The following is a 19,813-nucleotide window of genomic DNA, read 5'->3' on the forward strand; positions in this document are numbered from 1 at the left end:
TCCCTTCATGCAAGCCCCGCTCGAATCAGAATGAATAACGCCCACAGGCCCGTCAGGAGCAACCCGCCGCCACCGAGCACGAACACCACAAGCCGTGCACCGGGGGCGTGCACGTAGTCCATCGCCACGTCGCGCAGGCCGATCCACGCATGCAGCCAGAGCAGCAACACGAACACGGCTGTCAGCAGCCCCACCACCGGGTGTCCCATCACCGCCAGCCAGGCCGCATGGTCCGCCGGCGCGGCCAGCACGAAGAACCCCAGGGCGAGAATTACGTACACGCCCACATAGACCGCCGTGATGCGCTGCAGCAGCCAGGCGCGCTGTCCGCTCAACAACTTCACAGCACCAGCCCCAGCCAAACCAGCGCGGTGGCCAGAAGGCCGGCGTACAGCGCATCACGCGCCGTGCGCAGCGAGCCCTCGCGATCCTCCCCGATACCAAATTCCATCAGCAGGTAGCGAATGCCGGCGAACAGGTGATGCAGCAGCCACCACAGCCCGAGCGCCAGCGCCGCCAGGCCGAGCGGATGGTGGATGATCGCGATCACCTGTGCGAAGCCCGCGGGGCTGGCCAGGGAGCGGTCCAGCAGCCAAAGCAGCACGGGAATCGACAGAATCAGGAAGACGCCGGTAATCCGGTGCAGAATGGAGACCACGGCATTCAGCGGCAGTCGGATCTTGCGCAAATCCAGAAAGACGGGACGTCCCTGCCGAGTCATGCCACCCCCTTGAACAAAGATAAAGAATCCAGGGCTGACACCCTGTGAAAGGTTCGTCTACTATCGAGCCGCTTGGTTCAGCTTACCACCTCAATCCAGTGCAGCGCTGCCTTTCCGGGCGTCCCGGCCACCGATGGCGAATCGGTCCGGCGGCGCGCGGCGACGAGCACTGCCACAGGAGAATCCCGATGCGCGAAGACTGGAAACACCACTTGATCGACGCCGGCGCCGAGTTCGAGGAGGACGACCTCCTGCACTACGGCAACCCGGAGCGCGAGCGCCGTATGGCCGTCAACGGCGAGGTGATCTGCGACCTCTCCCACCGCGGTCTGCTGGAGGTGCGCGGCGATGACGCCACCGACTTCCTGCAGGGGCAGTTCGGCAATGACATCCATGCGGTGGACGCCCAGCACAGCCAGCTCTCCAGCTACTCCAGCCCCAAGGGGCGGGCCTATGCCGTGTTCCGCGTGCTGCGCACGACGGACGGCTACCTGCTCGAGATGCCGGCGGACCGGATCGAGCCGGTCGCCAAGCGCCTGCAGATGTTCGTGCTGCGCGCGAACGTGATCATCGAGCACGCCGGGGACTCCCGCATCCACTTCGGCTTTTCCGGACCGGATGCCGAGAAGGAGCTGACCAATGCTCTGGGCGTGTGTCCCGGCGCGCCGGACGAGGTGGTCGAGAAGAATGGCGTTACCGTCGTCCGGGTACCCGGACTGCACCCGCGCTTCGAACTGTTCGGCGAGATTGACGCCATGCGCCGCGCCTGGGACAGCCTGAACGTCCACGCGGCCCCGGTGGGCCCGCGTGACTGGGCACTGCTGGACATCCTTGCCGGCGTCCCCACGGTGGTGGAGGAAACCACCGAGATGTTCGTCCCGCAGATGCTGAACCTGCACGCCCTCGGCGCGATCAGTTTCGAGAAAGGCTGCTACCCGGGGCAGGAGGTGGTGGCGCGCATGCACTACCTGGGCAAGCTCAAGCGGCGCATGTTCCGCCTGGCCATCCATACCCAGACCCCGCCGCAACCCGGCTCACCGGTCTTTCGCGCGGACGGCAAGCCGGAGCAGTCGGATGGCGAGATCGTCGCGGCCGAACTCCACCCGGACGGGCTCTATTCCGCCCTTGCGGTCGTGCAGGTGGCCACCGCGGAAGGCGAGCTGCGCTGGGGTGCCCCGGATGGTGCAACGGCCGAGGTGGTCGATCTCCCCTACGCCGTCCCGGAAGGAGCCTGACGCATGCGCTTCCTGTTCTTCTTTTTCGTCCTCATCCTGCTGGCGCTGTGGGCGGCCTTCTTCAGCCGCCCCAACAACCCCACGCTGTCCAACTGGCTCTACGTGCTGGCCGGGGTGCTGGCCATCCTGTTCCTGATCGGCTACCTCCGGCTCGACGGGGTCATATGAACCCGCTCCGGGCCGGCCCCGCCGGCCCGGTAGCGCTCAGGACGCCAGGCGGGCCCGGGGATCGACCACCGGCTTGCCCAGGTGCGTCTCCAGTTCGCGGGCCCGCCTTGCGTGGCGCCCCGACAGGGCAAAGCCCGCGAGCCGTCCGTCGGCGTGAAACTCCAGGTGGCGCCCGTCTCCATCGGCGCTGATCTCCACCCATTCCCCGGTATCCACCGGCGGCGGGCAGACATTCAACGGCAGGCTCCCCGTCTTCACCTGCACGACCCCGGCATCCGGTCGGTAGACCGTCGCCTCGCCCGACAGGGTCCGGGCCAGCGCCGCGGCCTGGCCGCGCAGGGTCTCCACGTACGGACGCAGCCGGCCCTCGAACTCGCAGCCATCGCCCAGGGCGAAGATCGCCGGATCGGTGGTGCGCAACAGCGCATCCACCTCGATCCCGCGATCGCAGGACAGGCCCACGCGCTCCGCCAGCTCGCGCTGGGGCTCCAGGCCCAGCGCGGTGATCACCACCTCGGCCTCCAGTGTCGCTCCGTCATCCAGCACGAGGCGCCGTGTTGCATCCGTTACCGGTTCGATGCGCTCGACGGTGGCCTCGGTGTGCCACTGCACGCCATGATTCGCGAGTGCCTGCTGCAGGTCATCGCCCAGCGACCGGGGCAACAGCCCGGCCAGCGGCTGCGACGCACATTCGACGAGGTGCACGGGGTGGCCACCGGCCGCCAGGTCGTCCGCCAGTTCGCAGCCCACCAGACCTGCCCCGATGATGGCCACCCGGGTATGAGCAGGCGCGCCGCCACCGGCCTCCAGCGCCCCGCGCAGGGCCCGATAGTCCTCCAGCGTGTTCACGGCCAGGGGGGGCGCGGCGCCGCCCGGGAACGCCATCCTGCGCGGCCGGGCGCCAGTGGCCAGCACCAGCTGGCCGTACGGCACACCCCCGCGCGCTGTGATAAGGCGCTGCTGCGCACGGTGAATATCCAGCACCCGCACGAAGGGCATCAGGTCGATCCCGAGCCGCGCCGCCCGCGCCGATCCGGTCTCTTCGACCAGGTCCTCGATCGCGGTGCCACGCGCGAAGGCGTTGGAGATCCGCGGCTTGGTGTAGTAATCGCCCGAATCGGCCGTCAGCAGGCGGATGGTCCGCCGCGGATCCCGCTCGCGCAGGGCCTCGGCCAGGGCCCAGCCGGCCATACCGCCACCGACGATCACCACCGCATCCGGGTCGGCCATACCGCTCCCGGCACTCCAGGCCATCGCGGCGGCGCCCGCGTCCGCCGTTTCGGCGCGCGGTTCCAGCGCGGTGAAGTCGGCCTTGGTCACGTTGCAGTCGGGGCAGTACCAGTCGTCGGGGATATCCTCGAAGCGGGTCCCCGGCGCCAGGCCGGAATCCGGATCGCCCTTGGCCTCGTCGTAGATATAGCCGCAGACCTTGCAGATATAGCGCTTGAATGCGTCGGTTTCGGTACTCATCACGCGGCCTCCACGGCGTCGAGAATGGCCTGCAGTTTCGGGTCCAGTTCGGATCCGATGGCCTCCAGGTCGGGGTTGGCCCACGGCGCGAACACCTCCCGCGCGGAACGCGTGCTGATACGCAGGATGTCGCCATCACCGGACACATGGATACGCAACGGGATGTCGATGCCCGCAGGCTTGCAGGCCTCCCAGACACGCACCGCGTAGCTCGGGTGAAAGACCTCGAGGATCTGATCCGTCGGCACCTCGACCCCGATCTTCGCGGCATTGGCCTGACCATTGATATGCGAGACCAGCTTCAGGCCCTGGGCATCGATCGCCGCCTTCAGGGTGTCGACGGCCGCCTCGGGATCCATTCGGGTAGTGATTTCCAGCATGGCGATTCCTTGATTCGGCCCGGGGCCCGGGGGCCCCGACCGTGGGTGGTGGTTTCAGTGCGCGTGGATGCGCGCAAGCTCCTTGCGCAGGTGCTTGATGGCCGGTGTCACGATGGCCACAAAGTACGACTCGCGCAGCTTGCGCTGGGCCGCCGCATCCGCCTTGTATCCGCGCGCCCCGCAGTGCAGCAGGGCCGACTGCGACGCGCGCAGGGACAGCTCGGACCCGGTCAGGCGCATCTGCAGCACGTCCGCGAAGAACCGCTCGGATTCGTCGAACGGCGTCTCGGCCAGCGCATAACAGGCCGCGCGCCCGTCCTCCAGGGCCTCTTCCAGTTCGCCGACCTGGTCGTCGAGATAGCCGTTTACGTGCCCCAGGGTCTCGTTGGCCTCGCGCATCGTGCGCAGGCAGCCGTCGATGAGCCCCAGCCCCATGCCCATCTGCAGCAGCACGAAGCCCGGACGGATCCGGCGGATGTACTCGGGGAGCGAGTCGGCCAGCACGTGGGCATCGGGCACGAATACGCGGTCGAAGTGGCAACCGAAGGTGCGCGACCCCTCCAGGGCCGTGAACTCGGGGCAGGCCGTCAGGCTGAAGCCGGGGTCGGCGCAGTTGATCAGCGCCATCACCGGGCGCGGGTTCGCGTCGGTGGTCCGGAAGATCGCGCCGAAGTAGTGATCCTCGCCCAGGTTGGACACCCAGGGCAGCGACCCGGAGACCACATAGCCCCCGTCCACGCGTTCGGCGGAGAGTTTCAGGTCCTCGATGTTGGCGAACCATTTCATCGGGTTGGACAGCGCGGTGGCGCCCAGCGCCTCGGCATTGGCCAGCTTCGGCAGCGCCTCGCGCTTGAGTGTGTCCGAGCTGCTGTTCTCCACGTACCAGGCGCAGGCGTTCTGGCACCAGGCCACGAACCCGGTGGTCATGCATTCGGCCGAGATCACCTCGGTGGCGCGGATCGCGCTGGCAATGTCGGTGGTGCCACTGGCGTTCTGGCTGGCAAGATGGCGGTTGAAGGCGCCGAGGCGGCCAGCCTCGCGCAGAAAATCCTCGGGGTACAGGCCTTCGCGGTCGATACGGGCGGTCAGTGGCGCGAGGTCGCGTTCCACCAGCGCCTGCAGCGCGGCGTCGGCATCCGCCGGCCCTGCGGCCGGCGACACCCCCGTCACGTCTTGAGTGCGGGTTTCGAGCATTGGGTTTTACTCCCGTAAAGATCCAGTAACCGGTTCAGGCCAGCTCGACGCTGACGTTGACCGGGTTGCGCATGGTGTTGGCGACCGGCGACCAGAAGTCGGCATGCGCCACCAGGTCCTTGAGCTGCTCCTCGCTGGCATCGCCTTCCAGGTGCGCCTTCACGCGGATGTCGGAGAAACCGAGGTGCTTGTTGACGTCGGTGTCGCCCACGCCCCATACGGCGGTCACGTTGATATCCCCTTCCAGAGTGAGTTCGAGCTTGGTCAGCGTGATGCCGCGGTCGATCGCGTTGGCGTGCATGCCCACCGACAGGCAGGCGCCCAGGCTGGCGAGAACGGCCTCGGAGGGATTCGGCGCGGTGTCGTCACCGAGCAGGTGCGGCGGCTCGTCGATTACGTGGGCATCCAGATCGCGCACGTAGGTCAGGTTGCGGAACTTGCCCTCGCAGACCGTGGTGGCCTTCAGGGTCACGATGCTTTCGGGGTTGGCCTTGCCCTTGGCGGCCAGGCCGTTCAGGCCGTCCTGGTCGATCGGCTCCAGGCCGTTGACGGTCAGGGAGGTGGTGGCTTCGGCTACGGACATGGTGATACTCCTCGCAGTTGGGATTCGTGGTTCCCCGGCGTTCGACCGGGTCGCCCATCCCGGTGCAGAAGCCGTGCCAACATCGCGCACACCGCACCACAAGGCCGTTTTCGGGACGTCGCTCCGGAATCGCCCCGTCACCCGACGACCATTTCGTCCCCTTTGTCCACCCGGAATCGGCCGCTTTGTCCGGATTGTCCATTGCGCATGCCCCGCGCCGGATCGCCCCGGCTTGCCGGCGCACCCACCCTGCCTCCCGGTATTTCGCGTCAGCACGCCGTTTCGAACCCGCCAACGATGAAAATCCCGGGGATCAGGACGGGTTTGGCACGTCCCTTGTAAGGAACCTTCTGAACGCGCCGCCGAAGCGATCCGCCCGGCGGCTCATGAACGAAGGATCAAGAGGGAAACGCCATGGGCGCCGCCATCTCCATCGACTACATCACCCATCACTATCCCGGGCAGGAAGCCCCCACGCTGAAGGACATCCAGGTCAACGTCGCCCCCGGCGAGACCGTGGCCCTGATCGGCCAGAGTGGCTGCGGCAAGTCCACCCTGCTGCACATGCTCGCGGGGTTGCTGATGCCCAGCGACGGCTGCGTGCGCATCAACGGCCACCAGGTGATCAAGCCGAGTCCGCGCTGGAACATGATGTTCCAGAAGCCCTCGCTCTACCCCTGGATGACCGTGCGCAAGAACGCCTCGCTGGGCCTGATCTTCCAGGGCCGCAAGCGCGACATGCGCGAGCGCATCGACCAGCTGCTGGAGACCGTCGGCCTGACCGACAAGGCCGAGGTCAACGTGCAGTCGCTCTCCGGCGGCCAGCAACAGCGTGTCGCCCTGGCGCGCAGCCTGGCCACCGACCCCGAGCTGCTGCTGCTCGATGAACCCTTCTCGGCCCTGGACGCCTTCACCCGGGTCGCCCTGCAGGACGAGGTCACCCGCCTGGCCCGCGAGCGCGGCATCTCCGTGGTGTTCGTCACCCACGACATCGAGGAGGCCGTGGCCATGGCCGACCGCGTGCTGGTCATGGGCTCCAACCCCGGCACGATCACCGCCGAGCTGAGCATCGAACTCGACCACCCCCGCGACCGCAACAGCCAGGCCTTCGTCGACCGCAAGGCCGAACTGATGGGCTACTTCGGAGCCACTCGAAGCCCCAGCACCGCTCCGGAAGCCGCCGAGTCCGAGACCGCTTCGCCTGACACGGAAGACGAAAGCCAGGCGACCGAACCGACCACATCCGAATCCCGGGCACGCGTACGCGCTGCCTGATCCACCGCCGCCACTGCCCGACCCTGACCGAGGAACCACCGCCATGTGCAACTGCGACAATCACCACGACATCGACCGCGAGCTGGACAGCCTGCTGGATCGCAGCTTCTCCCGCCGCAACTTCCTGCGCACCGCCGCCGTCGGCGGCCTGGCCGGGACCGGGCTGGCCCTGCCCGGCTCGCTGTTCGGTGCCGAACCGGGCAGCCTGGAGGAACCCGAGGGCGTCGTCCGTGACTTCGACGGCGTCGTGCGCATCGGCTACATCCCGATCACCGATGCCGCCGCGCTGCTGGTCGCCCACTCCGAGGGCTATTTCGAGGACGAAGGCCTGGAGGTCGCCGACCCGACCCTGATTCGCGGCTGGTCGCCGCTGATCGAGTCCTTCGCCGCCAATCGTTTCAATCTGGTGCACCTGCTCAAGCCGATCCCCCTGTGGATGCGCTACCAGAACGACTTCCCGGTCAAGATCATGTCCTGGGCCCACACGAACGGCTCCGCCGTGGTCACCGGGCGCCACGTGGACGTGCAGTCGTTCTCCGACCTGGGCGGCAAGAGCGTGGCCGTCCCCTACTGGTACTCGATGCACAACGTGGTCATGCAGATGGCCCTGCGCGACGCCGGCCTGACTCCGGTGATCCGCGACCAGGGCTCGGCCCTGGAGGCGCACGAGGTCAACCTGATGATCATGCCGCCGCCGGACATGCCGCCGGCCCTGGCCGCGCGCTCCATCGATGCCTACATCGTCGCCGAGCCGTTCAACGCCGCCGGCGAATTGCTGGCCCGTGGCAACGTGCTGCGCTTCACCGGCGATATCTGGAAGAACCATCCCTGCTGCGTGGTGTGCATGAATGAACGCCTGACCGACCGCGAACCGGAGTGGACGCAGAAGGTGATGAACGCCGTGGTCCGCGCCCAGGGCACCATCCAGGAGGACAAAAAGAGCATCGCCACGATGCTCTCGCGTGACGGCAAGGGCTACCTGCCAATGCCCGCCAACGTGGTGGAACGCGCGATGACGAACTACCACGACGACAGCACCTACGCCGACAGCGGCGCGATCCGTCACCCCGAGTGGGAGAACGGCCGCATCGACTTCTCGCCCTGGCCGTACCCGTCCGCCACGAAAATGCTGGTGGGCGCGATGAACGAGACCCTGGTCGGTGGCGATACCACTTTCCTCGAAGGCCTGGACCCGGAGTTCGTGAAGGATGACCTGGTGAACTACGACTTCGTGCGCAAGGCGATGGAGACCCACACCGCGTGGCAGGATGCCCCGGGCGTGGACATGGATTCGCCGTTCGCGCGCGAGGAGGTGGTGGTCCTATGAACCGCGAAGCCACGCTCTCCGCCGACCCCACGACCGTAGAGCGGTTGATGCCGCTCCTGCGGTTCGCGGACCGCACACGCCGGGCGCTGCAATACCCATTGCTGGGGATCGCCGGCCTGTTCGCCCTGTGGTACTGGGGCGGCTGGGCCATCGCCAGCAACGAGGACACGATGGCCTTTGCCAGCTTCGCCCCCGGGCCGACGCTGGCGGCGTTCTGGGACCTTGTCGTCTCCGGCAACGTCTGGAAGCCGATCGAGTCCAGCCTGTACCGCGTGGGCTGGGGTCTGGCCTATGCGATCGCCATCGGCGTCCCGCTGGGGGTAATGATCGGCTACTTCCTGACCCTGAAGCAGGTCACCCATGTGCCGTTCCAGTTCCTGCGGATGATCTCGCCGCTGGCCTGGATGCCGATCGCGGTGCTGGCCTTCGCCACCTGGGACGCGGCCATCATCTTCCTGATCGCCATTGCCGCCGTCTGGCCCATCACCTATGCCACGGCCCACGGGGTACAGCGCATTGACCCGATGTGGCTGAAGGTGGGCAACAACCTGGGGGCCAACCCGTACCACACCCTGCGCTACATCGTGATGCCCGCGATCGCGCAGGATGTGTTTGCCGGGATCCGCCTGGCCGTGGGGGTCGCCTGGATCGTGCTGGTCCCGGCGGAATACCTCGGCGTCACCTCGGGTCTGGGCTACGCGATCAACGATGCCCGCGACACCCTGGAGTACGACAAACTGGCCGCCTTCGTGCTGGTCATCGGCATCATCGGCTACATGCTGGACGCCATCTGCGTGCGCCTGATCAAGCGCAGCAGCTACCACGCCGAGGGATAATCCCCGCCCGCAGGACCCCATAGGCCCGGCCACCCCGGCCGGGCCCTTCCCCCCATCGGGCAAGGCGCGTGCAAGCCAACGGTGCGCCGCCCCGCCCCGTCACGAGGCACCAGCACCAAAACGGACCGCGCCGCTACTGCGCCAGACCTGTACAAACCGCCTTGGGCGCACTGGCAGGGTTTCTGCATATCCCCACCCATGGCCTCGCAACACGCATCCGATTCGACCCCGCCCGACCTCGCCACGCGGGAGCAGGAGATCACCCTGCTGCTGGAGGTCGCCAAGCTCATGGGCCGCTCCGGCGACCCGGACGCCGCGATCTACCGCATCCTCGGGATGATGTCGCAGCTGCTGGGCCTCAACCGCGGCCGCGTCCTGCTGCCGGACCCGAACAGCGGACAGCTACGCATCCGCCACGCCTACGGCCTGACCGACGCCGAGCGCGACCGCGGCAGCTACAGCCTGGGCGAAGGCGTCACCGGGCGCGTGATGAAGACCGGCCAGATCGCCCTGATCCAGGACATCGACAACGAGCCCGAATATCTCGCGCGCGCCATCGACCGCTCCACCCTGCCGCAGGAGACCGTCGCCTATATCGCCGTCCCCATCGTGCAGGACGAACACGCCATCGGCGTCCTCGGAGTGCATCGCCTGCGCCGCCGCTCGCGCCAGTTCCAGGACGACCTGAACCTGTTGCGGGTGGTCGCCAGCATGATCGGCCAGGTCTTGCGCATTCACCAGCTGATCGCCGAACGCACCGCCGAACTGGTGTCCGAGAATCGCTACCTGAAGAGCGCCCTGGACACCCAGGGCGGGCAATACGGCATCCTCGGCGAGAGCCCGGCCCTGCGCCATGTCCTGAAGCAGGTCCACCGCATCGCGGACACCCAGGCCACCGTCCTCGTCACCGGGGCCTCCGGCACCGGGAAGGAAAAGATCGCGCGCATGATCCACCGGATCAGCCAGCGCAGCGCCAAGCCGTTCATCTCCATCAACTGCGCCGCGATCCCGGCCGACCTGCTGGAGTCCGAACTGTTCGGCCACGAAAAGGGCGCCTTCACCGGTGCCTCCAGCGCCAAGACCGGCAAGATCGCCCTGGCCGACGGCGGCACGCTGTTCCTGGACGAGATCGGCGACATGCCGGAGGCATTGCAATCGAAGATCCTGCGCGTGCTGCAGGAGCGCGTGGTCCAGCCGATCGGCGGTTCGCGCGATATCCCGGTGGACGTGCGCATCATCGCCGCGACCCACCAGAACCTGCAGGCCGCGGTGAATGCCGGGGAGTTCCGGCTCGACCTGTTCTACCGCCTGAACGTCATCCCGCTGCACATGCCGGCGTTGCGCGACCGCGCCAGCGACATCCGCCTGCTCACCCGTCATTTCCTCGACCGCTACACCCACCTGCACGGCTGGAACGTGGTCGTGGATGACGGCGTCCTGGAGCGCCTGGAGGCCTTCGACTGGCCGGGCAATATCCGGCAACTGGAGAACGTACTCGAGCGGGCCGTGCTGCTGTCCACCGACGGCCGCATCGGCACACCGCTGATTGACGAGATCCTCCACGAAGAGTCCCGCATCAGTCCGTTCGAGCGTGAACCCCTGGGCTCGCACGCCGAGCCCTCGTCGGCAGCGCCCCGCGAAGCCGCGCCGGCGCCCCCTTACGGCGCAGACTGCACCAGCGCGGTGCGCCCCTACCAGCGTGTGCACGCCTCCGAGGCAGAGCGCCTGGCGCGGGCGATCGAGCGGGCGCGCGGGAACAAGACCCGCGCCGCCCTGGAACTCGGGCTGACCCCGCGCCAGCTGCGCTACCGCCTGAAAAAGCTCGGAATCGAAACGACTTAGCGCCGCCCCCGGCGCCAAGGGACGATTCGTCCGCATTGCCCGAAATGACGTCAAAGTGTCGGCCGGCCGTGGCACTGTGGGGGCCCCGGTGCAACCGTTTCCACCCGTTGGCATGGCACCTGCAAAGACTCTCGACATGCGCGGCAACGATGCCCGCATCGATTCGAGCCACGAGGAGAGCCGACCATGCCGACCAAGAGTCTTCACGATCCCTTTGACGCCAATGCCGACCTGCGCCATGGCTCCAGCTGCCGCCACGGCCATACCGGCCCCGGGAGCTGCAGTTGCTTCGACACCGCGTCCCCGGACCTGGAAGAAAAACTGGAGCACCGCGCCACCCATGACCCCGTGCAGGCCGACGCCCACCAGACTGGCGAGGACCTGAGCGACGAGGGCATGATCGACCGCGCCGTGGAAAGCGCCATCGTCCGCGGCATGTTCGGCCACAACGAGATCAACCGTCGCCGCTTCCTGCAGATGCTGGGCGGCGGCACCTTGGCCGCGGCTCTGGGTTCCATACTGCCGCTCGACAAGGTGAAGGCCGCGATCAAGGACGGCGGGCCGCTGGAGAAGACCAAGCTGCGCGTCGGCTTCGTGCCGATCACCTGCGCCACCCCCATCATCATGGCCCACCCGATGGGCTTCTACGAGCGCCACGGCCTCGACGTGGACGTGATCAAGACCGCCGGCTGGGCCGTCGCCCGCGACATGTCGCTGTCGGGTGAATACGACGCCTCGCACATGCTCTCGCCGATGCCGCTGTCCATGACCCTGGGCTCGGGCTCCTCGCGCGAGCACTACATCATGCCGGCGGTCGAGAACATCAACGGCCAGGCCATCACCCTGCACAACAAGCACAAGGACAAGCGTGACCCGAAGGACTGGAAGGGCTTCACCTTCGCCGTGCCCTTCGAGTACTCCATGCACAACTTCCTGCTGCGCTACCTGGTCGCCGAACACGGGCTGGACCCGGATCGCGATATCAGCATCCGCGTCGTCCCGCCGCCGGAGATGGTGGCCAACCTGCGCGCCGAGAACGTCGACGGCTACCTGGCCCCCGACCCGTTCAACCAGCGCGCGGTCTGGGACGGCATCGGCTTCATTCACATGCTGACCAAGGATATCTGGGATGGGCACCCGTGCTGCGCCTTCGCCTGCTCCGCGGCCTGGGCCGACGAGCATCCCAACACCTTCGGGGCCCTGTTCCGCTCGCTGATCGAGGCCACGCAGTACAGCTCGGACATCAACAACCGCGCCGAGATCGCCGAGGCCATCTCCCCGCGCGCCTACCTCAACCAGCCGCAGTCGGTGGTCGAACAGGTGCTCACCGGTCGCTACGCCGACGGCCTGGGCAACGTGCAGAACGACCCGCACCGGATCGACTTCGACCCCTTCCCCTGGCACTCGATGGCGACCTGGATCCTCACCCAGATGAAGCGCTGGGGCTACGTGGATCGCGACTTCGACTACAACCGCCTGGCGGAAGACGTGTTCCTGGCCAGCGAATGTGCCGAGGTCATGACCGAGCTGGGCTACGAGGCCCCCAGCGACACGTACAAGAACTTCGAGATCATGGGCAAGGTGTTCGACTACACCGACCCGGAAGGCTATCTCGACAGCTTCGAAATCCGCAGGAGCTAAGCCATGTTGAGCAATCTCAACTTCCGGGCAACTGTCCTGTCGCTGGTAATGCTCGTGGTCTTCCTGGGTGTGTGGCAGCTCGCCACCGCCCCGGAGGTCCTCGCGCCCCAGCAGGGCGAGCTGAGCGAATACGAACAGCTGATGGGAGGTGGCACGGACCGCAGTTCCAGCAGCGGCATCCCCGCCCCGACGCAGGTGTTCAGCCACGCCTTCAATGAACTGAGCAACCCGTTCTACGACGCGGGTCCGAACGACAAGGGCATCGGCATCCAGCTGGCCTACTCGATCTACCGCGTGCTGCTGGGCTTTGCCCTGGCCGCGCTGATCGCCATCCCGCTCGGCTTCGTGATCGGCATGTCGCCGCTGCTGAACAAGGCGTTCGATCCCTACATCCAGATCCTCAAGCCGATCTCGCCGCTCGCCTGGATGCCGCTTGCCCTGTTCGTGATTCGCGATTCCAACATGTCGGCCATCTTCGTGATCTTCATCTGCTCGATCTGGCCAATGCTGGTGAACACGGCCTACGGCGTCGCCTCGGTGCGCAATGACTGGCTGAACGTGGCGAAGACCCACGAGCTATCCAACCTGCGTACGGCCTTCACGGTGATCCTGCCCGCCGCGGCCCCGACCATCCTGACCGGCATGCGCATCTCCATCGGCATTGCCTGGCTGGTCATCGTCGCCGCCGAGATGCTCGTGGGCGGCACCGGCATCGGCTACTACATCTGGAACGAGTGGAACAACCTCGATCTCGCCAGCGTGATCTTCGCGATCATCATGATCGGCATTGTTGGCTTCCTGCTGGATGCCTCCCTCGCCCAGGCCACCAAACTCGTGCGCTACGCCGACTGAGTCGGCGCAGCCCAACCAGGAGTACAACCATGAGCAAGGGATTCCTCGAAATCGAGAACCTGAGCCAGCGTTTCCCGCAGCCCGACTCGAACGACCTGATGACGGTGTTCGAGGGGGTCGACCTGGACATCGAAAAGGGCGAATTCGTCTGCCTGATCGGTCACTCCGGCTGCGGCAAGTCCACCATCCTCAACGTGCTCGCCGGCCTGGCCACCCCCACCGACGGCAACGTGATCATGGACAACAAGGAGATCAAGGGCCCGAGCCTCGACCAGGGCGTGATCTTCCAGAACCACAGCCTGCTGCCCTGGCTGTCGGCCCGCGACAACGTGATGTTCGCGGTGCGCGCCCGCTGGCCGCACTGGAGCAAGGCCAAGCGCCGCGAACACGCGGAGAAGTATCTGCACATGGTGGGCCTGGATCATGCGATGGACCGCAAGCCCGCTCAGCTCTCCGGGGGCATGCGCCAGCGCGTGGGGATTGCCCGCGCCTTTGCCATCGAACCCAAACTGCTGCTGATGGACGAGCCGTTCGGGGCCCTGGACGCCCTGACCCGCGGCGTCATCCAGGAAGAACTCCTGAAGATCTGGTCGGAGACCCACCAGACCGTGTTCATGATCACCCACGACGTGGACGAGGCGATCCTGCTGGCCGACCGCGTGCTGCTGATGACCAACGGTCCGCATGCCCAGGTCGCCGAGTCGGTCAAGATCGACATCCCGCGCCCGCGGAAACGGGCCACCCTGCATCAGGAGGAGGCCTACTACCCGATCCGCAACCACCTGGTGGACTTCCTGGTTGACGGCGCCAAGGCGATGTCCGCGAAGGCTCAGGAGGCGGCCGCCCGCGGCGAAAATCCGCGCCACCGTCCGCGCATCGTCAACCCGGCCCGGCCCGAGGCCGATCCCGAACCCGGCCCGCGCATGGTCCGCGCGGTCTGAACCCTTCCCTCTATCCCTTTCAAGGAGCACACGATGAGTCTCAGCAAGAGCGCCATGACCACCACCATCCTCGAGGCGAAAGAGAACCGCGGCACCACCTGGGCCGCGATCGCCGAGGCCACCGGGTTGCACGAGGTCTATGTGACCTCCGCCTGCTACGGCATGAATCACCTGGAGAGCGACCAGGCCGACAAACTGGCCACTTTCCTGGGGCTTGGCCCGGAGGTCGCCCAGGCCCTGCAGGTCTTCCCGCACAAGGACTGGGACAAGACCATCCCGACCGACCCGGTGCTCTACCGCTTCTACGAGGCCATCAACGTCTACGGCGACACCATGAAGGCCCTGATCCACGAGAAGTTCGGCGACGGCATCATGAGCGCGATCGACTTCACCATGGACATCGACAAGGTCGAGGACCCCAAGGGCGACCGTGTGAAGATCACCTGGAACGGCAAGTTCCTGCCCTACAAGAGCTGGTAGTCCACCCCTCCGGTCACGCGGCGGCGACCTTGCTTGCCGCGTGATCGCCCCTCATCCACAGGCCGGTCAAGTACGGCCCTCCAGCCGGGAGCGTGTACGGCAAGTCCCTTCTCATAGTAGGCTCTTGCCGATGCGCCTCCGGTCCCCCCTCTCCCGTCTGCTGACCCTGCTCTCCGCGCTGTACGGCGCCGCGCCGGCGATGGCCGGAGATCATGACGGTGCCGAGGTGTACACCATTGGTGTGCTGGCCTTCCTCGACGCCGGCCAGACCGCTGCCCAGTGGCAGCCCACCGCCGACTACCTGAGCGCGCAGATCGACTCGGCCGAATTCCGTATCCAGGCCCTGAACTACCCGGAGCTGAATCGGGCCGTCGCCGCGCGCGACATCGATTTCGTCCTGACCAACACCGGACATTACGTACGCCTGGAGGCCGGACAGGGCATTACCCGCCTGGCCACCCTGATCGCCGAGGAACAGGGCCAGCCTATCCGCCAGTTCGGCGGGACCATCCTGGTGCGTGACGACCGCGCGGATCTTCAGTCCCTGGACGACCTGAGAGGCCAGCGACTGCTGGCCGTGGACGCGGACTCGCTGGGCGGCTGGCTGGCGGGCCACGAGGCGCTGCGTAACGCGGGCGTGGAGCCACAGGACGATCTCGCCGCCCTTGAATTCACCGGCATGCCACACCACCGCGTGATCGAGGGGCTGCTCGCCGGAGACGCCGATGCCGGCATCGTGCGCACCGGCGTACTGGAGGGCCAGCTCCGGGCCGACACCCTCGCCCCGGGGGCACTGCGCGTCCTGGAACCCCGGGAGACCGCGGAGTTCCCGTTCGCCCACTCCACCCGCCTGTATCCGGAATGGCCCTTCTCGCGCCTGGAACACACGCCGGATCCGCTGGCGGAGGCGGTGAGCATCGCCCTGCTGAGCCTGCCGTCCGACCATCCCGCGGTGCGCGCCGGCGGCTACCACGGCTGGTCGGCGCCGTTGTCCTATGCCTCGGTTCACACCCTGCTGGAAGAACTCGGCCGTCCGCCCTACGACCGTCCGGTGGTGGTCGACCTGCGCGCCTACTGGGAGGCCCGACCCGAGGTCCTGCTGGGGTTCCTGGCGGGCCTGTTGCTGCTGAGCGGCCTCGCCGCGCTTTATTACCGGCGTCTCACCACCCGGCTGTCGCTGGAGGTCGAGCAGCGCCGGGCGGCCGAGGCCCGCCTGCGCACACACGAGGCCGAACTGGCCTACCAGGCCGGCCACGACCCGCTTACCGGCCTGCCCAACCGCACGCTGCTGCAGGAGTGCCTGCACGATGCCATGCAGCAGGCCCGTGACGCGAACGGATGCCTGGCCATCCTGTTCGTCGATCTCGACCGCTTCAAGACCGTCAACGACAGCCTGGGTCACCGGGTCGGCGATGACCTGCTGCAAATCCTCGGCGAGCGCCTGAAGACGCGTTTCGAGGCGCGCACCATCGCGCGCATCGGCGGCGACGAGTTCGTTGTGATCATCGAAGACGCGGCCGATCACCGGGAACTCGAGGCGCGCGCCCGCCAGTTGCTGGCGCTGATCGCGGAACCCTTCGCCGTCGGGGGCTGGAGCGACCTCCAGGTGGGCGCCAGCATCGGCATTGCCCTGTTTCCGGACAATGCCACCGAGGCCGGCGACCTGATCACCCAGGCCGATGCCGCGATGTACGAGGCCAAGGACGCGGGACGCAATACCTTCCGCTTCTACCGCACCGCCCTAACCGATGCGGCCAGCCAGCGCCTGGAGATCGAGAACCGCCTGCGCCGCGCGCTGGTACAGGGCGAACTGGAGGTGTTCTACCAGCCCCAGCTGAAGACCGCCTCGGGCGCGATCACAGGTGTCGAGGCCCTGGTACGCTGGCGCGATCCGGAACGAGGTCTGATCGCACCGGATACCTTCATCCCGCTAGCCGAGGAGACCGGGCTGATCGTGGATGTCGGCGCGTTCGTCCTGCGCGAGGCCTGTCGTCAGGTCGTTGACTGGGACCGGGCCGGACTGCCGCCGCTGGAGATCTCGGTCAACCTGTCGGCCCGCCAGGTCGCCGCACCGGGCCTGCTTCACCAGGTCCGACAGGTCCTGCAGGAAACCGGTCTCCCGGCCCGACGCCTGACCCTCGAGCTGACCGAAAGCACGCTGATGGAACAGGCCGAGACGACCCGCGGCACCCTGCAACAGCTCAAGCAACTGGGCGTGGCACTGGCCATCGACGATTTCGGCACGGGCTATTCGTCGCTGGCCTACCTGAAGGAATTCGCCATCGACATCCTGAAGATCGACCAGACCTTTGTGCGCGACCTGCCCGAGGATCGCAGCGACGCCGAGCTGGCCGTCACCATCATCGGCATGGCGCACAACCTCGGGCTGGATGTTCTCGCCGAGGGGGTGGAAAACGCCGCGCAACTCGGCTTTCTCGCCACCCAGGGCTGCGATGCCTGGCAGGGCTACCTGTGCAGCCGCCCCCTGCCGGCCGATGCCCTCGCCGCACTCGTGCGCCAGCACGCGCCCGAGCACTTCGCCCGCCGGACCGCACCGCGCAGACGAACATTGCCCCGGCGCCACGCGGGCCCATAACCCGCCCAAAAAGAAAAAGGCCTGCACGAGGCAGGCCTTTTTCAGGTGTTTGGTGGAGCGGAGGAGGATCGAACTCCCGACCTTCGCATTGCGAACGCGACGCTCTCCCAGCTGAGCTACCGCCCCAAACAGGACGCGCATTCTAGCAACTCCACCGGGTGGCGGGAAGACCCGTCGGTGCAACTTTCGTCTGCGCATATCGCCCGCGAAATCGCCTTTTCGAGCGACACGTCACGGAAGCCGGGGCTGGACTGGGTCTAGCATTGAGGCATGTCCGTCAGCCACATCCAGCACCCAGGGAAACACGGATCCATGTACACGCTCGCGTTGGCAGCCCAGGTTTTCCGAGACAAGGCGCGGTGCGCAGCCGGTAGAGGTTCTACCGGCCCGTTTTTGATGGATGCGGGCCGCAACGCAGGATCGGGGAACCTGGGGTGCCAACCCCGAAGGGGCTCGGCCGCCCGTTGTGATCAAAAACGGGCGCGCGCACGGCGTTGCGGCTCCCTTGTGCAGAATGACTGCACCGCAGTCACCGCGCCTTGTTCGCACGCAAAAGCGACTCGAGCGCGAGCGTGTACATGGATCCGTGTTTCCCTAGGGGTGTCCGGCGTCGGCTCGCACTCCCCCAATCCAGCCGCGGGACGGCCCGCCGCCGGCTGGATATACTACGCCGCATGAGCTTGACCGTTCGCATCCTGGGCGCCAGTGGCGGGATTGGCCCCGGCCGGCGCACCACGTCCATCCTCATCGACGACGACATCCTGATCGATGCCGGCAGCGGCGTGGGCGATCTGAGCCTGGAAGAATTGCGCCGCATCCGCCATGTCTTCCTGACCCACTCGCACCTGGACCACATCGCCTTCCTGCCCATGCTGGCGGACATGGTCTACAGCCCGAATGCCGAACCCATCCACGTGCATGGGCTACCCGCCACGCTGAAGGCGCTCTGCGACCACGTGTTCAACTGGGTGATCTGGCCGGACTTCACGCGCCTGCCCCGCCCCGACCAGCCCCTGATCCGGCTGGAGTCCCTGCAGCCCGGACAGACCATTACCGCCGGCGATCGCGAGATCCGTGTGCTTCCGGCACGGCATACGGTACCGGCCGTGGGCTACAGCGTCACCAACCACGAAGGCGCCGCATTCGCCTTCAGCGGCGATACCACCTCCTCGCATCAGCTCTGGCCCGCCCTCAACGCCCTGCCCCACCTCGACCTGCTGATGATCGAGACCGGCCTCCCGGACGAGATGGAGGGCATGGCCGACCTGGCCAAGCACTACACGCCGCAGCACCTGGGCGAGGACCTCGCGCTACTGGAGCACCGCCCGCGCATCGCCATCACGCACCTGAAGCCCGGCCATGAACAGGCCATCCGCCAGCAACTCGCCCGTTCGCCCCACCATGACGGCATGATCTTCCTGCACGGCGACGAACGCTTCGAACTCGGCGCGCACTCGTAACAAGACCGAAGGCCCCGGCCGGTTCGGCGGATTCAGACATCACCCGCGTTCACAAGGCTGTAACATGCCTGTTATCTAATGCGGAGCAGGCAATCACGAGACAGGGCCATGGCCACTCGAATTCTGCTGGTGGAGGATGACACGGCAATCCGCGAGATGCTGCAGCTGCCGTTCCAGAAGGCCGGCTACGAGGTCCGCGAGGCCGGCGACGTGCGCAGCGCGAAATCGCTGCTGCTGGAAGACCCGCCGGACCTGATCCTGCTGGACTGGATGCTGCCGGACATCAGCGGCATCGACTGGGCGCGCACCCTCAAGGCCAGTCCCGTCACCAAGGACATCCCGCTGATCATGCTGACCGCACGCGGCGAGGAAGAGGACCGCGTGCGCGGCCTGGATGTCGGCGCCGACGACTACGTAACCAAACCGTTCTCGCCGCGCGAGCTGGTCGCACGCATGAAGGCCGTGCTGCGCCGCACCTCGCCGACCACCAGCGAGGAGCCCATCGAGATTGAGGGCCTGCGCCTGGACCCGGTCTCGCACCGCATTACCGGCAACGGCGAGGCCATCAGCATGGGCCCGACCGAGTACAACCTGCTGCACTTCTTCATGACCCATCAGGACCGCGTATTCAGTCGCGAACAGCTGCTGGACAAGGTCTGGGGCACCAACGTGTACGTGGAAGAACGCACGGTGGACGTGCACATCCGCCGCCTGCGCAAGGCGCTGGCCGACTCCGGCCATGATCATCTGGTGCAGACCGTGCGCGGTTCGGGGTACCGTTTCTCGCAGACTCCCTGACGCCCGGCGGTCCC

19 protein-coding genes and 1 tRNA gene are annotated in these 19,813 nt (G+C 66.9%); 13 read left to right on the plus strand and 7 right to left on the minus strand.

Annotated features, from left to right (window positions below):
- Positions 1-5: 5 nt before the first annotated feature.
- Both sdhD and sdhC read right to left on the minus strand, forming a co-directional pair.
- Positions 6-344 carry a succinate dehydrogenase, hydrophobic membrane anchor protein gene (sdhD, locus tag D105_RS0106010; protein ID WP_018867305.1) on the minus strand — a complete coding sequence of 113 codons (339 nt, stop codon included), beginning with the start codon at positions 342-344 and terminating at the stop codon, positions 6-8.
- The gene (gene sdhC / locus D105_RS0106015; protein WP_018867304.1) at positions 341-721 is read right to left on the minus strand and encodes a succinate dehydrogenase, cytochrome b556 subunit; all 381 of its coding nucleotides are present in this window, start codon (positions 719-721) and stop codon (positions 341-343) included. Before sdhC ends, sdhD begins: the two co-directional genes overlap by 4 nt.
- A gap of 188 nt (positions 722-909) precedes the next feature.
- On the opposite strand from sdhC, the gene D105_RS0106020 reads away from it, so the two are divergent.
- Entirely contained in the window at positions 910-1,956 is a 1,047-nt protein-coding gene (locus D105_RS0106020) for a folate-binding protein YgfZ (protein ID WP_018877840.1), read from the plus strand.
- A 3-nt stretch (positions 1,957-1,959) separates the two neighbouring features.
- Positions 1,960-2,124, plus strand: coding sequence for a hypothetical protein (locus D105_RS15190; protein WP_018877841.1), 165 nt, complete (start codon positions 1,960-1,962; stop codon positions 2,122-2,124).
- 36 nt (positions 2,125-2,160) lie between these two features.
- Here the strand turns inward: D105_RS15190 and D105_RS0106030 are convergent, their stop codons facing one another.
- From D105_RS0106030 to D105_RS0106045, 4 genes are read right to left on the minus strand one after another with little or no spacing between them, the layout of a single operon-like run.
- On the minus strand, positions 2,161-3,594 hold the full coding sequence (locus D105_RS0106030; RefSeq protein ID WP_018877842.1) for an FAD-dependent oxidoreductase: 1,434 nt from the start codon (positions 3,592-3,594) through the stop codon (positions 2,161-2,163).
- Positions 3,594-3,974 carry a DUF302 domain-containing protein gene (locus D105_RS0106035; RefSeq protein ID WP_018876837.1) on the minus strand — a complete coding sequence of 127 codons (381 nt, stop codon included), beginning with the start codon at positions 3,972-3,974 and terminating at the stop codon, positions 3,594-3,596. Before D105_RS0106035 ends, D105_RS0106030 begins: the two co-directional genes overlap by 1 nt.
- A 54-nt stretch (positions 3,975-4,028) precedes the next feature.
- Positions 4,029-5,168 carry an acyl-CoA dehydrogenase family protein gene (locus tag D105_RS0106040; RefSeq protein WP_018877843.1) on the minus strand — a complete coding sequence of 380 codons (1,140 nt, stop codon included), beginning with the start codon at positions 5,166-5,168 and terminating at the stop codon, positions 4,029-4,031.
- 34 nt (positions 5,169-5,202) lie between these two features.
- Positions 5,203-5,751: an OsmC family protein gene (locus D105_RS0106045; protein ID WP_018867299.1), complete on the minus strand. Its 549-nt coding sequence runs from the start codon at positions 5,749-5,751 to the stop codon at positions 5,203-5,205.
- A 414-nt stretch (positions 5,752-6,165) separates the two neighbouring features.
- Between D105_RS0106045 and D105_RS0106050 the strand changes: the two genes are divergently transcribed.
- From D105_RS0106050 to D105_RS0106090, 9 genes are all read left to right on the plus strand, one after another.
- Entirely contained in the window at positions 6,166-7,026 is an 861-nt protein-coding gene (locus tag D105_RS0106050; RefSeq protein ID WP_018877844.1) for an ABC transporter ATP-binding protein, read from the plus strand.
- Positions 7,027-7,069: 43 nt separating this feature from the next.
- Positions 7,070-8,353 carry an ABC transporter substrate-binding protein gene (locus tag D105_RS0106055; RefSeq protein ID WP_018877845.1) on the plus strand — a complete coding sequence of 428 codons (1,284 nt, stop codon included), beginning with the start codon at positions 7,070-7,072 and terminating at the stop codon, positions 8,351-8,353.
- A complete protein-coding gene (locus D105_RS0106060) occupies positions 8,350-9,189 on the plus strand; it encodes an ABC transporter permease (RefSeq protein ID WP_018877846.1) in 840 nt (279 codons plus the stop codon). Before D105_RS0106055 ends, D105_RS0106060 begins: the two co-directional genes overlap by 4 nt.
- Positions 9,190-9,387: 198 nt before the next feature.
- A complete protein-coding gene (locus D105_RS0106065) occupies positions 9,388-11,031 on the plus strand; it encodes a sigma-54-dependent Fis family transcriptional regulator (protein WP_018877847.1) in 1,644 nt (547 codons plus the stop codon).
- Positions 11,032-11,217: 186 nt separating this feature from the next.
- Positions 11,218-12,672, plus strand: coding sequence for an ABC transporter substrate-binding protein (locus D105_RS0106070; protein ID WP_018877848.1), 1,455 nt, complete (start codon positions 11,218-11,220; stop codon positions 12,670-12,672).
- 3 nt (positions 12,673-12,675) lie between these two features.
- Positions 12,676-13,524, plus strand: a complete 849-nt coding sequence (ntrB, locus tag D105_RS0106075) for a nitrate ABC transporter permease (RefSeq protein ID WP_018877849.1) — start codon at positions 12,676-12,678, stop codon at positions 13,522-13,524.
- A gap of 29 nt (positions 13,525-13,553) precedes the next feature.
- A complete protein-coding gene (locus tag D105_RS0106080; RefSeq protein WP_018867292.1) occupies positions 13,554-14,465 on the plus strand; it encodes an ABC transporter ATP-binding protein in 912 nt (303 codons plus the stop codon).
- A 33-nt stretch (positions 14,466-14,498) separates the two neighbouring features.
- A complete protein-coding gene (gene cynS / locus D105_RS0106085) occupies positions 14,499-14,945 on the plus strand; it encodes a cyanase (protein WP_018867291.1) in 447 nt (148 codons plus the stop codon).
- Between the two features lie 130 nt (positions 14,946-15,075).
- Positions 15,076-17,541: an EAL domain-containing protein gene (locus tag D105_RS0106090; protein WP_018877850.1), complete on the plus strand. Its 2,466-nt coding sequence runs from the start codon at positions 15,076-15,078 to the stop codon at positions 17,539-17,541.
- A 50-nt stretch (positions 17,542-17,591) separates the two neighbouring features.
- Here D105_RS0106090 and D105_RS0106095 read toward each other — a convergent pair.
- Positions 17,592-17,667: transfer RNA gene (locus D105_RS0106095), tRNA-Ala, on the minus strand.
- Positions 17,668-18,215: 548 nt separating this feature from the next.
- Here D105_RS0106095 and D105_RS0106100 point away from each other — a divergent pair.
- Positions 18,216-19,001, plus strand: coding sequence for a 3',5'-cyclic-nucleotide phosphodiesterase (locus tag D105_RS0106100; protein ID WP_018877851.1), 786 nt, complete (start codon positions 18,216-18,218; stop codon positions 18,999-19,001).
- A 108-nt stretch (positions 19,002-19,109) separates the two neighbouring features.
- Positions 19,110-19,799 (plus strand): phosphate regulon transcriptional regulator PhoB, encoded by a 690-nt coding sequence (gene phoB, locus D105_RS0106105; RefSeq protein WP_018877852.1) that lies wholly within the window; start codon positions 19,110-19,112, stop codon positions 19,797-19,799.
- The last annotated feature ends 14 nt before the right edge of the window (positions 19,800-19,813 follow it).

Source organism: Thioalkalivibrio sp. ALE28 (genome assembly GCF_000377425.1).
Taxonomy (GTDB): Bacteria; Pseudomonadota; Gammaproteobacteria; order Ectothiorhodospirales; family Ectothiorhodospiraceae; genus Thioalkalivibrio.